The following is a 12,565-nucleotide window of genomic DNA, read 5'->3' as shown; positions in this document are numbered from 1 at the left end:
GACCCATGGAGTCCGATGTCCCCCTTGCCCGGTCAGGTTCTCGTCGGCCGCTACCGGCTCGACGCGCACATCGCCACGGGTGGCATGGGCGAGGTGTGGCGGGCCGAGGACACCAGGCTGCATCGCGTCGTCGCCGTGAAGATCCTCAGCCCCGGCCTCGCCCAGGACGCCACCTTCCGCGAGCGCTTCGCCGCCGAGGCCCGCACCGTCGCGGCCCTGCGGGTGCCGGGGGTGGTCGGCATCTACGACGCCGTGGAGACCGTCGGCGAGGACGGGCGCCCCCTGGCCTTCCTGGTGATGGAGCACGTCCCGGGCGTGACCCTCGCGGCGCTGCTCGACGAGGAGGGCCGGCTCGAACCGGACCGGGCGATGTCGATGCTCGCCCAGGCCGCCGACGCGCTCGACGCGGCCCACCTGGCGGGCATCGTGCACCGGGACGTCAAGCCCGACAACATCATCGTCGGCGAGGACGACCGCGTCACGCTCGTCGACTTCGGGGTCGCCCGGGTCAAGGGCGAGGCGACGCTCACCGCCGCCGGGAGCATCCTGGCCACCATCAGGTACGCCGCGCCCGAGCAGCTCTCCGGTGTGGAGATCGGCCCTTCCGCCGACATCTACGCGCTGGGCGTGGTCGCCCACGAATGCCTCGCCGGTGAGGCGCCCTTCAACGGGGAGTCGACCGCCGCGATCGTCGCCGGGCATCTCCTGCGACCGCCTCCGCCGCTTCCCCTTGAGGTCCCCGCGGCCGCGGCCACGGTGGTGAGCAAGGCGCTGGCCAAGGAACCCGAGCGGAGGTACGCGTCGGCGGCCGCGTTCGCCGCGGCCTGCCGGGACGACGCGTCACCGGCGGGAACACACCGCCTGCGCACCGGTGCGATCGCCGCGGCCGCGCTGGTCGTCGTCGCCGCGCTGGTCGTGTGGAGGATCGCCACCCCGCCGAACACCGAAGACGCCGACGCCACCGCGTCCGGCACGACCGTCGCCGGCACCACCGACGTGCCGCCCACCCCCACCGACTCGCGCGTCACCAGCGCCTCCACGGGGCAGTGCCTCGACGTGGAGTCCGAGGTGCGGCTCGCCGACTGCGGTCCGGCCGCGACGATCAGCTTCTCCGGCGCCGACGGCACGTACCTCCTCGCCCTCGACGAGGACGGCGAGCGCCGCTGCCTCGCCGCGGCGGAGGCCCGGATCGAGGCCAGGGCCTGCGACCGGACCGAGGGCTGGGCCGTCACGTGGCTCGGCGCCGATGAGGGGCGCGACCGTTGGCGCATGGAGAGCACGACGTACGCCGGCCGCTGCCTGTCGGTGGCCGAAACGACCCAGGACGAGGTCGACGCTACGGGCGAGGGCAAGGGGCACGGCAAGGGTAAGGGGAACGGTCACGGCAAGGGCAAGAAGGACGAGTCGAGGGTCTACCAGAGCCCCGGCCTCGCGTCCTGCGGCACGGGGGACGAGCAGGTGTGGCTCACCGGGTGACGGGTGGCGGCGCCACCCGGAGCCCTCGGCGGACGCGTAATCTCCCCGCTGATGACCCATGCGACAGCACCCGACGGGACCCGCATCGCCTACAGCCTCCGCGGCACCGGTGAGCCGCTGGTCCTGCTGGCCGGCCAGGCGAACGACCACCGCTGGTGGGACGCCGTCCGGGGCGACTTCCACCCCGCTCGCGCCACCCTCGCCCTCGACTACCGGGGCACCGGCGCCAGCGGCAAGCCCGACAGTCCGCACAGCACCGAGCTGTTCGCCGACGACGTCGTCGCCGTCCTCGACGAGCTCGGCATCGACCGCGCCGACGTCTACGGCACCTCCATGGGCGGCCGCGTCGCCCAGCAGCTCGCCGCCCGTCACCCCGGCCGGGTGCGCGCCCTGGTCCTCGGCTGCACCTCGCCCGGCGGCCCGCACGGCGTCGAGCGCGGCATGGACGTCCGCCGTTCCCTCGCCCGGCCCGAACCCGAAACGGTCCGGCGGGCCCTGCTGGAGCTGATGTACACGCCCGGCTGGCTCGCCGGCCACCCCGGCCCGCACCACACCCTGGGCGACCCGGACATGCCCGCCCACTCCCGGCGGCACCATCTGGCCGCCAGCAACCGGCACGACGCCTGGGACCTCCTGCCGGGCATCGGCGCGCCCACCCTGGTCGTCCACGGCACCGACGACCTGCTCAACCCCGTGGCCAACGCACCGCTCCTCGCCGACCGCATCCCCGGCGCTCTGCTGCGGCTGATCCCCGGCGCCAGGCACGCCTACTTCGAGGAGTTCCGCGCCGAGGCGAGTCCGCTCGTCCTCGACTTCCTCACCGCCTCGCACGGACCGTAGGGATCACGTCTCCCGCGTCCAGCCCTCCACCCGCTCCAGCTCGGCGGCGGTCAGCTCCGCTCGCAGGGTCCGTGTCCAGTCGGTTCCGCGCCGGTCGTTCCACCACGCCGCCGCGTCCCGCCGCGCCACCGCCCTCAGCAGCAGCGGGACCACCACCTCCGCCCGCTCCGGATCCACGCCGTGCTCCCAGCTCCGGACCTGCTCGGCCGCCTCGTGCCGGATCCGCCGCGCCGACTCCACCTGCCGCTCGCCGCCGGTGAGCACCGGCCAGTCGCCCGCGTCCTCCGCCGCGGCCATCGCCTCGACCGCCGCCGCGTCCCTTTCCCGCCGACGGCAGTCACGGCACGGTCCCTCCGCGAGCCGCTCGGCGGCCGCCTCCCGCTCACCGAGCACCTTCGTACCGTTCAGCCGCCGCTCCACCACATGCCCGCAGGCGTGCTCGATCGTGTACCAAGCCATACCGGCACTCTCTCGCACGCCCCCGCCGACGCGGCATCGGCGCCCGCCCCGGCGCATCGTTAACAAACCGAGATGATCTTTACCTAGGCTGTCGCCATGCCACCCCGCTACAAGATGACCGCCGTCGAGTTCATCGTCGCCGACATGGCCGCGTCCCTCGCCTTCTACCGCAGGATCGGTTTCGACATCCCCGCCGAGGCCGACACCGAGGAGTCCGTCCACTACGACCTGGGCAACGGCGTCGAGCTCGTCTGGGACGACCTCGCCATGATCCAGGGCGACGGCTCCAGCTACCTGCCCGCCACCAACGGCCCGGCCATGACCGTCGCCTTCGACTGCGGCTCGCCCGCCGAGGTGGACAGGCTCTACGCCGAGCTCGTCGCCTCCGGCGTCAAGGGTTCCGTCGAGCCCTACGACGCTCCCTGGGGACGCCGCTTCTCCCTCGTCCTCGATCCCGACGGGAACGGTGTCGCGCTCTACGCCGAGCTCTGACGGCGACGACCTCGACCCGTAGCCCACCCGGCCGAGCTCGGCGCGCGCATCCACCGATCGGCGGATGCGCGCGTCCACCGCGGTCGGCCCGCCGGTCGACCGGCGGGCCGATTCGGGCGGGCCGCCGGAATTCCACGATGGAGTCTCCGAACAGGCGTCGGCATCGTCACCCAGCTGGAGACGGCCGAGGCGGAGCCCACATCGGACAGTCGCCGGCTCGGCATCGCCAAGGACCTGGCGCGCTGGCCGCCCAGGTCGAGACCTGGCGGCTGCGGCACGACACCGCCGCCGCCTTCGCCGTCACCGGGACACCGCGGGCGCTGCCCGCCGACGTCGACGAGGCCGTCCTGCGCGCCTGTCAGGAAGGACTGTCCAACGCCGCCCGGCACGCCGGTGCCGCCCAGCTCGGCGTCACACTCTCGTACATGGAGGACCTGGTCGTGCTCGACATCCGCGACGACGGCCGCGGCTTCACCGCCACCGTCACCGGGGGCTTCGGCCTCAAGGCGATGCGCCAGCGCGCACACTCGCTCGGCGGCGACGTACGGGTGGAATCGTCGCCCGGCAACGGAACCGCCGTCAGCGTCAGCATCCCGCTCACCGGGGTCGCCTTGTGACGCCGCCGCTGCGTCTCCTGATCGCCGACGACCATCCCGTCGTCCGCGACGGCCTGCGCGGCATGCTCGCGACCCAGGCCGATTTCGAGGTCGTCGGCGAAGCCGCCGGCGGCGCCGAGGCGCTGACCCTGCTGGCCAACACCGAGGTCGACGTCGTCCTGACCGACCTGCGCATGCCCGAACCCTCCGGGGCGGTACTGATCCGGCGGATCCGCCGACTCCATCCCACCACGCCCGTCCTCGTGCTCACCACCTACGACGCCGACGCCGACGTGATCCCCGCGATCGAGGCCGGTGCGGTCGGCTACCTGCTCAAGGACACCCCGCGTCAGGATCTCTTCACCGCCGTCCGCGCGGCGGCCAAAGGCGAGAGCGTGCTCTCCCCGAGCGTCGCCGCGCGCGTGATCGGCCGGCTCCGGACCGGCTCGCCGTCGGCCCTCAGCGCCCGTGAGCGCGAGGTGCTGGAACTGGTGGCGGGCGGGAACTCCAACCGCGCGGTCGCCGCCGCGCTGTTCATCAGCGAGGCGACGGTCAAGACGCACCTGCTGCACATCTATGCGAAGTTCGGCGTGAACGACCGCGCGGCGGCGGTGTCGGCGGGCTACGCGCGGGGCGTACTGGGCGGCTGAGGACACCCCCGTCGGCGGTGGGTTCACGGTCCGGAGCCCTGTCGCGTCTCGGCCCTCAGCACGACCGCGTCCACCATCAGTCCGAGCGCGAACTCGAACTCGCGCTCGTGGTCGCAGCGCGCCAGTTCCGTCGCGGCCTCGGCGAGCCGCGCGAAACCGGACTCCTCCAGGGCCGCCCGGCGGCGCCCGATCCCTTCGATGTCACCGACTCCGAAGGTCGGGCCGGCGTCGACCTCACGCAGGAGCGTCCCGATCACCAGTGCCAGCAGGGATCGCAGCAGACGCACCGACTCCCCGGGCGGGAAACCCGCGCCACGCAGGGTTTCCAGGACCGCTTCGACCGGTGCCAGCGCGGCCGGTGACTCGGCCTGGCGGGTGAGCACGAGGGCGGCGGCGCGGGAGTGGGCGAGGGCGTCGCGGCGGAAGTCGCGGGCGAGGGCGAGCAGGTCGACGCGGAGCGAGCCGGTCGGCGCGGGGATCGTGAACCCGGCGAGGACGTGCTCGGCGACGGCGTCGAGCAGGCCGTCCTTGCCGTCGACGTGGTGGTAGAGGCTCTTGGCGTCGACGCCGAGGCGGGCGGCGACCGCGCGCATGCTCACGGCCTCGACGCCGTCGGTGTCGATGACGGCGACGGCCGCGGCGAGGATCGCCGCGCGGGTGAGCGCGGTCGATCCCTTCGGCGGCCGTCCTCGCGGGCGGGTCCTCGATGGGGTCACCCGGCCATCATGCCCGCCCTTGCCCGAAACCCACGGTGTGGATTAAGGTTCGGCGCAGAAAACCCACAGCGTGGGTAATCCACGCCGACGATGAGGTGGATCCCTTGCACCGCTTAGCCATTCCCGACGCCGAGGTGCTGCGCGCCCGCGAGCGGCTCGTCCTCGACCACTTCCGCGACGAGGTCGTCCAGCAGTGGGACGACGTCCTGTCGACGTTCCCCCACCCACACTACGAGATCGTCCCCACGCTCACCGTCCATGATGGAGACTCGGCGGTCCGCGGCTACTACCGCGATACGCGGACGGCGTTCCCCGACCAGCACCACGAGATCATCGAGCTGCGGCACAGCGCCGACGCCGTCATCGTCGAGTTCTGGCTTCAGGGAACACATCGCGGCCCGCTGGGCGGGATTCCGGCGACCGGGCGGCCGTTCCGGGTGCGGATGACCGGCTACTTCATCTTCGACGATGACGAACGGCTCGTCTGCGAGCGCGTCTACTTCGACAGTCTCACGATGCTCAAGCAGCTCCTCGGCGGCGTCTCCGTCAAGCGCCCGAGGACCTGGCTGACCGCCCTGCGCGCCTTGCGCGGTCTGGCGAGCCTTTCCGGCGAGCCCGATCCGCGCCTGCTGACCACGACGCCCCCGAGCGACCTCGCCACCTGATGCGCGTCCACCACCTCAACTGCGGCACGATGCGCCTCGCGCGCACCCGCCTCGTCACCCACGTCCTGCTCGTGGAGACCGGGCGCGAGCTGATCCTCGTCGACAGCGGCATCGGCCTCGCCGACATCGCCGATCCGCGAGGCCGCATCGGCCCCTACCGCCACATCGCCCGCCCGGCACTGGATCCCGGCGGAACCGCCGTCCGCCGGATCGAGCGGCTGGGGCTCGACCCCGCCGACGTCGCGCACATCGTCGTGACCCACCTCGACTTCGACCACATCGGCGGTGCCGCCGACTTCCCGCGCGCCCGGATCCACGTCACCGCGGGCGAACGGGCCGCCGCGGACACCCGGCGCACGCTCCTCGAACGCAGCCGCTACCACCCGGCCGGCCCGGGTCCCGAACCCCGGGTCACCACCTACGAGCCGACCGGCGACACCTGGCGCGGATTCGCGGCCGTCCGCCCGCTCGACGGCATCGGCGCCGACATCGCCCTGATCCCGTTGCCCGGACACACGCGCGGGCACGCGGCCGTGGCGGTCGACACCGGCGTCGGCCTGATCCTGCACGCCGGCGACGCCTTCTACCACCACAATGTCCTTAGTGGACGACGCCAGCCGACGCTGCTGGGCCTGCAGGAGCGCCTGGTCGCCCACGACTGGAAACGCGTGCGCGCCAACCACGAGGCGCTGGCCGAGCTCCACGGCCGCGGCGATCCCGGCCTGCTCATCGTCAACGCACACGACGCGGTATTGCTGGATCGGGCGACGGACCCCGATCACCGCCGCGAGTCGACGTAGGACCCTCGACGCACTCGAATGTGCGACCCACCAGCACTTCCGCCAATTATCCGACGCTTTCCTTGACCCTGTGCGAGCACTGGGCGACTCTTCGTCCACGGGCCCGTGAGCGCCCGTTTCGAACGTCGCGACGGTCGCCTGCCGCGCGCGACCCGCCCTGCCCGAGCGGATCCACGAACATCCAGCGCGCCGCGTCGTGGTCCCCGCATGCCCGAAACCCTCAAGGAGAAGCCATGCACCCCAGCCCTTTAACCGTTGCCCGGCGGACCGTCGTCGCCGCCGCCGTCCTGGCCGCCGCGATCGGCGGCTTCGCGTCACCCGCCCCGGCGGCACCGGAGACCGGTGAGATCAGGCATTCCGGCGCGGCCACGGCGATCGCCGGGTCCTACATCGTCGTGCTGCACGACGTGACGACGACCGAGGCGCACTCCCTCGCCGGGAGCTACGGCGCCGACGTCGACGACGTCTACACCCACGCGCTGAACGGTTTCAGCGCCACCATGTCCGAGGCCGACGCCGCCCGGCTCGCCGCCGACCCGGCCGTCGCCTACGTCGAGCAGAACCGCACGGTCGGCCTGACCGGGACCCAGTCGCCGACCCCGTCGTGGGGACTCGACCGCGTCGACCAGCGGAACCTGCCGCTCGACAACTCCTACACCTACCCGAACGCGGGCGCGGGTGTGCGCGCCTACGTCGTCGACACCGGGATCCGGATGACGCACACCGACTTCGGCGGCCGGGCGGTCTCGGGGATCGACACCGTCGACGGCGACGGGGACGCCGCCGACTGCAACGGTCACGGCACCCACGTCGCGGGAACACTCGGCGGCACCTCCTACGGCGTCGCGAAAGAGGTCACGCTCGTCGGAGTGCGTGTCCTGGACTGCGGCGGCAGCGGCTCCTACGCCGGTGTCATCGCCGGGATCGACTGGGTCGCGGGCGATCACGACGCCGGTGAGCCCGCCGTCGCCAACGTCAGCCTCGGCGGCGGTTACGACCAGGCCACCAACGACGCCGTCACCGGCGCGATCGCCGACGGCGTGGCGTTCACCGTCGCGGCGGGCAACAGCGACGCCGACGCCTGCGCCGGTTCACCGTCGAGCACCCCGGACGCCGTGACCGTCGGGGCGACGGCGTCCGACGACTCCCGCGCGAGTTTCTCGAACCACGGCACGTGCCTCGACCTCTTCGCGCCGGGCCACAACATCACCTCCGCCTGGGCCACCTCCGACAACGCCACGAACACCATCAGCGGCACGTCCATGGCCGCACCGCACGTCGCCGGCGCCACCGCCCTCGTCCTCGGCGCGCACCCGGGCTACACGCCGCGACAGATCCGCGACGCACTCGTCGCCGACGCGACCCCCGACCTCGTCACCGACGCGGGCACGGGTTCGCCGAACAGGCTCCTCCACCTCGGCGCGATCCGCCCGCCGCTGCTGGACTTCTCGGTCGCGGTGACACCGAACGCGGGCACCGTCGACCCCGGCGGAACCCTGAAGATCAAGGTGAGCACCAAGACCACCGCGGGCATCCCGCAGCCGCTGGCCCTGTCGGCGTCGGGCCTGCCCACCGGCGCCGCGGCGAAGTTCGCGCCGAAGTACCTGCTGTCGGGCATGTCGTCGTGGCTGACGATCACGACGTCCGCGACGACCCCGAGCGGCGCCTACGCCGTTGTCGTCAAGGCGCAGGGCCTCTTCGGGAGCCGCTCGGCGACGTACGGGCTGACCATCGCCCGGCCCGCGAGTTGCGCGCGGACCAACGACGCCGACTACCCGATCTCCGACCGCGGCACGGTCGAGAGCCCGGTGACCATCACCGGCTGCCCGGGGGCGGCCCTGCCCGGCGCGACCGTCGAGGTGCACATCGTCCACACCTACATCGGCGATCTGGTCGTGACCCTCATCGCGCCTGACGGGACGCCCTTCGTCCTGCACAACCGCGTGGGAGGCAGCGCCGACAACCTCGACCGGGTCTTCGAGGTCGACCTGTCCGGTGAGACCGCCGACGGCGAGTGGAAGCTGCGCGTGTCCGACGACGCCTTGGCCGACGTCGGTTACATCGACAGCTGGACCCTTTCGCTGTGACCGCGCGCTCCGGTGGGGCGGGATTCCCCCACCAGGGGGAGCCGACCGCCCCACCGGAGCGAGGCGCCTGGACCCGTCCCGGCGCGATGCTGGCCTGACCGTCTACGGAGAGGCCAGAAACCATGTCCGACAAGCGAAAGCGATCCCACCGGCGGCTTCGGCGCTTCGCCGCCGCCGCGACGATCGGCGTCGCGCTCGCGACGACCGCCGTCGCCGGAGCGGGCGCGAGCCCCGCCGGCCCCAACGCGTCATCGCCGGCGTCGAAAGAGATGCGGCTGTCCGGATCGGCGGGCGGAAACCTGCCCGCGGCCTTCGGCCAGTGGGCCGGCGACGCCGTCGCCTTCGACATCGAGGCGCGCGGAACGACCGGGACCTTCGACGTGTCGCACCGCAAGCCCGACGGCGGCTTCGTCGCCGCCTTCAACGGCGACATCACGTGTCTGGCCGTCGGCGGCGACGTCGCGGTCGCCACGGGTGTCATCACCGAAGGCAGCGCCGACATCCCCGGGCAGGGCGTCACCGACCTGACCGGGAAGAAGGTGGCGTTCACGGTCCTCGACGACGGCCGCCGCGACCGCTTCTTCTGGCAGTGGGAGTTCCTCGGCGCGCCGATCAACGACTGCCAGGGCACGGCACCCGTGTGGGACCCGTCGTGGGGCGGCTTCAGGGTGTCGGGCGAGATGCTCTGAACGGTCGCGGGCCGGGTCACCCCGGCCCGCACGTCGTTTCTAGCGGCTCCCGAACCACGCGGTCAGCGCCTCACGCAGCCCGCGAGCCGCCGACTCGGCGTCCTCACCGGTCTCGGCGGCCCAGGCGATGTGCGCGTCGGGGCGGATGAGGACGGCGTCGGCCGTCCGCTCGCCGGTCTTCCCCGTGCACACCCGCACGCGGTCGGCCCAGTCGCGGGCGACGTCGCGGAGTTCGGCGCGGTCGGCGAGATCCAGGAGCACCGGGCGCGCCTCGTGCATGAGTTCGGCGACGCTGGTCGTGCCCTGGTCGGTGTGCAGGGTGAGGTCGGGGGCGAAGGTCCCGGCGAGGGCGTGCGGGGAGGCCCCCGGCATGGGGTAGCGGATGTCGGCGCCCGACAGGAGGGCTCCCATGCGGCGCTGGGCCGGCTCGTCGCCGAGCAGTTCCTGGAAGACCTCGCGCAGCGCCTCGGCGGCCCGGTCCTGGCCTCGCCGCAGGGCCACCTGGGCCTGGGTGTGGAGCATGGTGCGGGCCCCGGCGAGGTGGCGTTCGGCGTGGTAGGTCTCCAGGAGCCCGTCGGGCGCGTCACCGTTCACTTCGGCGGCGAGCTTCCAGGCGAGGTTGACGGAGTCGAGCATCCCCGCGTTGATCGCGATGCCGGTGGCGGGGAACAGGTGCGCGGCGTCACCGGCGAGGAAGACGCGTCCGGCGCGGTAGTTCTCGGCCTGGCGGGCCTTGAAGGTGAACCGCGACAGGCGCTTGGCCTCGCCGAGCGGCACGCGAGCGCCGAGCACGCGCTCGATGCTGTCGCCGACCTCCTCCAGGGTCATCGGGACGTCGTCGTCGTACTCGGTCTCCTCGTCCTCGATCGTGTACAGCGCCACGACCGGGGAGTCCGGCGAGGCGGCCATCCCGAACAGGCCGCGCTCGGTGCGGGTGAAGCCACCGCTGACCGTGCCGAAGCCGGGGACGTCGAGGGCCCCGTCGGCGCCGATGGACACCTCGGCGGGCAGGGTGACCTGGGCGAGACGGTTGACCTCGGGATAGTCGATGCCGGGGAAGGCGATGTCCGCCGCGGCCCGGACCCGGCTGCGCGCCCCGTCGCAGCCCACCAGGTAGCGGGCGGTGATCCGGTAGGTCCCGTCGGGGCCGAGCACCTCCGCGGTCACCGAGGTCTCGTCCTGCTCGATGCCGACGACGCCGTGACCGCGACGGGCGTCGACGCCGAGTTCGGCGGCCCGCTCGTCGAGGAGCAGTTCGAGCCGCTGCTGCGGAAGCGGCAGGGCATGCATCGGCGTGTCGGTCAGGGCCGTGAGGTCGACGTGCACTCCGCCGAAGGGGAAACGCGGGGGCGGGACCGGCTCGGTGCACGCCGCCTCGAAGCGCTCCAGGAGACCCCGGTAGCGCAGCAGTTCCAGGATCTGCCCGCCGAGGCCACCGGCCTTGGGGACGTCGCGGCGCCGGGGCTTGCGCTCCAGGACCAGCGGACGCACCCCGGCCAGGTGCAGTTCGGCGGCGAGCATGAGACCGGCGGGACCGGCCCCGACGATGAGCACGTCGGTCTCGGGGTGGTCGTGCTGCGTCATGGCGGTGCTCGTTCCATCGAGGAGTTCACGATCCGGCGCTGTCGCGACCGGCGTCGGAACCGATCTTGCAACAGGACGGCCGGTCCCGGCGAGGCGGGCCCGAAAGTAGCGCGTTGTCGGGGCAAAGCCCGGCGAACGGGACGCGCAGGCGGCGGGCCTCGTCGACGACCGCGAAGTGCCCGCCTCTTCGCCAAGCCGGACACGCCGCGGCTTCAGCGCGGAACGCCTTCTCGCGTCAGCCGGTGCCGCGCGGGCATCACGTCGCTCGCGCCGCGAACCCTCCACGCCCACGCGGCTCCACCGATCGCCGCCAGCACCTGCAGAACGCCGGTCGCGACCATCATCGGCGCGGCGCCGACCCAGCCGATCAGCGCGCCCCCGGCGAGCAGACCGAGCGAGGCCCCGCCGGAGTGCAGCACCGTCTCCACCGTGAAAGCGGTCCTGCGGGCCGCTCCCGAGGTCTGCTCCCCGATCAGCGCGTTCAGTGCCGCGATCCCCCACGGCGCCATCGCACCACCCAGCGCCGCCACGGCGGCGACGCCCGCCACGTTCGGCGCGGCCATCGGCAGGAGCGCGAAGGCCACGCCGAGACCGGTCCAGGAGACGACCTGCATCGCCATGCGCGGCAGGCGATCCACGACCATCGGCACCAGCAGGGACCCGATCACCGAGGCGATGCCGTAACCGCTCATCCCGGCGGCGATCAGCGCGCCGGGCCGGTCGTACTCCACGCCGAGGACGGCCAGGCCGAGGCTGAAACCGAACCAGCAGACACCGCCTATCCCGCCCATGACGACACCGGCGGCGATCTGGGGCCGGGAGCGCAGCACGTCCCCGGCCGGGACCCTCTCCTCGCCGCTCGGGACCCGTCCACGCCGTCGGCCGGCGGCGGGCACGGCGAGCATCACGACGGCGGCGACGGCGATCGCGGCGGTCTCGCACCACAGCAGCGGTCCCGTGCCGACCGCGACGACGAGCCACGCCCCCAGCGGCGGTGCGAAGACCATCGAGACGCGGTGGGCGAGATCCTGCCAGGCCAGCCACTTCGCCGGGCCCGATCGGCCCCCACGGGCGGCGTGCGCGTCGGCGAAGTCGGCGACCAGCGCCCGCTGCGCCGGGCCTAGCAGCGCGCCCGCCGTCCCGGTGACCAGGCCCGACAGGCACAGCGCGACCGCGTCGACCCGCCCGATCAGCGCGGCGACCGGGACGATGGCCAGACCGGCGGCGTTCACCGCGGTCACGACCGCCAGGGCCGGTCCGGAGGTCAGCCGCTCGCGTAGCCCGCGGCCCCACCAGGCCGCCGTCAGCAGCGGCAGCCCGGCGAACCCGCCCACCAGCCCGGTCGTCCACGCCTCCCCGGTCTCCGCCAGCGCGACCAGCGGCAGGGCGACCGCGGTCATGCGCGCGCCGATCCAGGTGACGAAGGTGATCACGGTCAACAACAGCAGGGGTCTCCTCATGTCGTTGATCATGCGGAGGACGCGTCCCGGCCGGTAGAGAGCGACCGACCG

Annotated in this window: 13 protein-coding genes; 9 read left to right on the top strand and 4 right to left on the bottom strand. The window is 73.2% G+C overall.

Going from position 1 to position 12,565, the window contains the following annotated elements; all coding sequences use genetic code 11:
* Nucleotides 1-15: 15 nt before the first annotated feature.
* Nucleotides 16-1,476 carry a serine/threonine-protein kinase gene (locus HNR73_RS19945; protein WP_184789040.1) on the top strand — a complete coding sequence of 487 codons (1,461 nt, stop codon included), beginning with the start codon at nucleotides 16-18 and terminating at the stop codon, nucleotides 1,474-1,476.
* A 51-nt stretch (nucleotides 1,477-1,527) separates the two neighbouring features.
* Entirely contained in the window at nucleotides 1,528-2,316 is a 789-nt protein-coding gene (locus HNR73_RS19940) for an alpha/beta fold hydrolase (RefSeq protein WP_184789039.1), read from the top strand.
* A 3-nt stretch (nucleotides 2,317-2,319) separates the two neighbouring features.
* On the opposite strand, the gene HNR73_RS19935 is transcribed toward HNR73_RS19940, so the two are convergent.
* Nucleotides 2,320-2,775: a hypothetical protein gene (locus tag HNR73_RS19935; RefSeq protein WP_184789038.1), complete on the bottom strand. Its 456-nt coding sequence runs from the start codon at nucleotides 2,773-2,775 to the stop codon at nucleotides 2,320-2,322.
* Nucleotides 2,776-2,871: 96 nt separating this feature from the next.
* On the opposite strand from HNR73_RS19935, the gene HNR73_RS19930 reads away from it, so the two are divergent.
* The 3 genes from HNR73_RS19930 to HNR73_RS19920 all read left to right on the top strand — a co-directional run bounded on the left by HNR73_RS19930 (nucleotide 2,872) and on the right by HNR73_RS19920 (nucleotide 4,513).
* Nucleotides 2,872-3,267 carry a VOC family protein gene (locus HNR73_RS19930; RefSeq protein ID WP_184789037.1) on the top strand — a complete coding sequence of 132 codons (396 nt, stop codon included), beginning with the start codon at nucleotides 2,872-2,874 and terminating at the stop codon, nucleotides 3,265-3,267.
* Between the two features lie 137 nt (nucleotides 3,268-3,404).
* On the top strand, nucleotides 3,405-3,884 hold the full coding sequence (locus tag HNR73_RS19925) for a sensor histidine kinase (protein ID WP_184789036.1): 480 nt from the start codon (nucleotides 3,405-3,407) through the stop codon (nucleotides 3,882-3,884).
* Nucleotides 3,881-4,513 (top strand): response regulator, encoded by a 633-nt coding sequence (locus tag HNR73_RS19920; protein WP_184789035.1) that lies wholly within the window; start codon nucleotides 3,881-3,883, stop codon nucleotides 4,511-4,513. Before HNR73_RS19925 ends, HNR73_RS19920 begins: the two co-directional genes overlap by 4 nt.
* A 23-nt stretch (nucleotides 4,514-4,536) precedes the next feature.
* Here the strand turns inward: HNR73_RS19920 and HNR73_RS19915 are convergent, their stop codons facing one another.
* Nucleotides 4,537-5,229: a TetR/AcrR family transcriptional regulator gene (locus HNR73_RS19915; RefSeq protein WP_184789034.1), complete on the bottom strand. Its 693-nt coding sequence runs from the start codon at nucleotides 5,227-5,229 to the stop codon at nucleotides 4,537-4,539.
* A 104-nt stretch (nucleotides 5,230-5,333) separates the two neighbouring features.
* Here HNR73_RS19915 and HNR73_RS19910 point away from each other — a divergent pair, with 104 nt between their 5' ends.
* From HNR73_RS19910 to HNR73_RS19895, 4 genes are all read left to right on the top strand, one after another.
* Nucleotides 5,334-5,894, top strand: coding sequence for an ester cyclase (locus HNR73_RS19910; protein ID WP_239122142.1), 561 nt, complete (start codon nucleotides 5,334-5,336; stop codon nucleotides 5,892-5,894).
* Entirely contained in the window at nucleotides 5,894-6,694 is an 801-nt protein-coding gene (locus HNR73_RS19905) for an MBL fold metallo-hydrolase (protein WP_184789032.1), read from the top strand. The genes HNR73_RS19910 and HNR73_RS19905 overlap by 1 nt, the downstream gene beginning before the upstream one ends.
* A gap of 233 nt (nucleotides 6,695-6,927) precedes the next feature.
* Entirely contained in the window at nucleotides 6,928-8,781 is a 1,854-nt protein-coding gene (locus HNR73_RS19900) for a S8 family peptidase (RefSeq protein WP_184789031.1), read from the top strand.
* A 122-nt stretch (nucleotides 8,782-8,903) separates the two neighbouring features.
* On the top strand, nucleotides 8,904-9,470 hold the full coding sequence (locus HNR73_RS19895; RefSeq protein ID WP_184789030.1) for a hypothetical protein: 567 nt from the start codon (nucleotides 8,904-8,906) through the stop codon (nucleotides 9,468-9,470).
* 39 nt (nucleotides 9,471-9,509) lie between these two features.
* Here the strand turns inward: HNR73_RS19895 and HNR73_RS19890 are convergent, their stop codons facing one another.
* Complete coding sequence (locus HNR73_RS19890) at nucleotides 9,510-11,054, bottom strand: FAD-dependent monooxygenase (RefSeq protein WP_184789029.1); 1,545 nt, start codon at nucleotides 11,052-11,054, stop codon at nucleotides 9,510-9,512.
* Nucleotides 11,055-11,266: 212 nt separating this feature from the next.
* Nucleotides 11,267-12,514, bottom strand: coding sequence for an MFS transporter (locus tag HNR73_RS19885; RefSeq protein WP_184789028.1), 1,248 nt, complete (start codon nucleotides 12,512-12,514; stop codon nucleotides 11,267-11,269).
* Nucleotides 12,515-12,565: the final 51 nt, after the last annotated feature.

Source organism: Phytomonospora endophytica, from assembly GCF_014202425.1.
GTDB lineage: Bacteria > Actinomycetota > Actinomycetes > Mycobacteriales > Micromonosporaceae > Phytomonospora > Phytomonospora endophytica.
The sequence above is the reverse complement of the archived record's forward strand: the minus strand, read 5'-3'. Positions and strand labels throughout refer to the sequence as shown.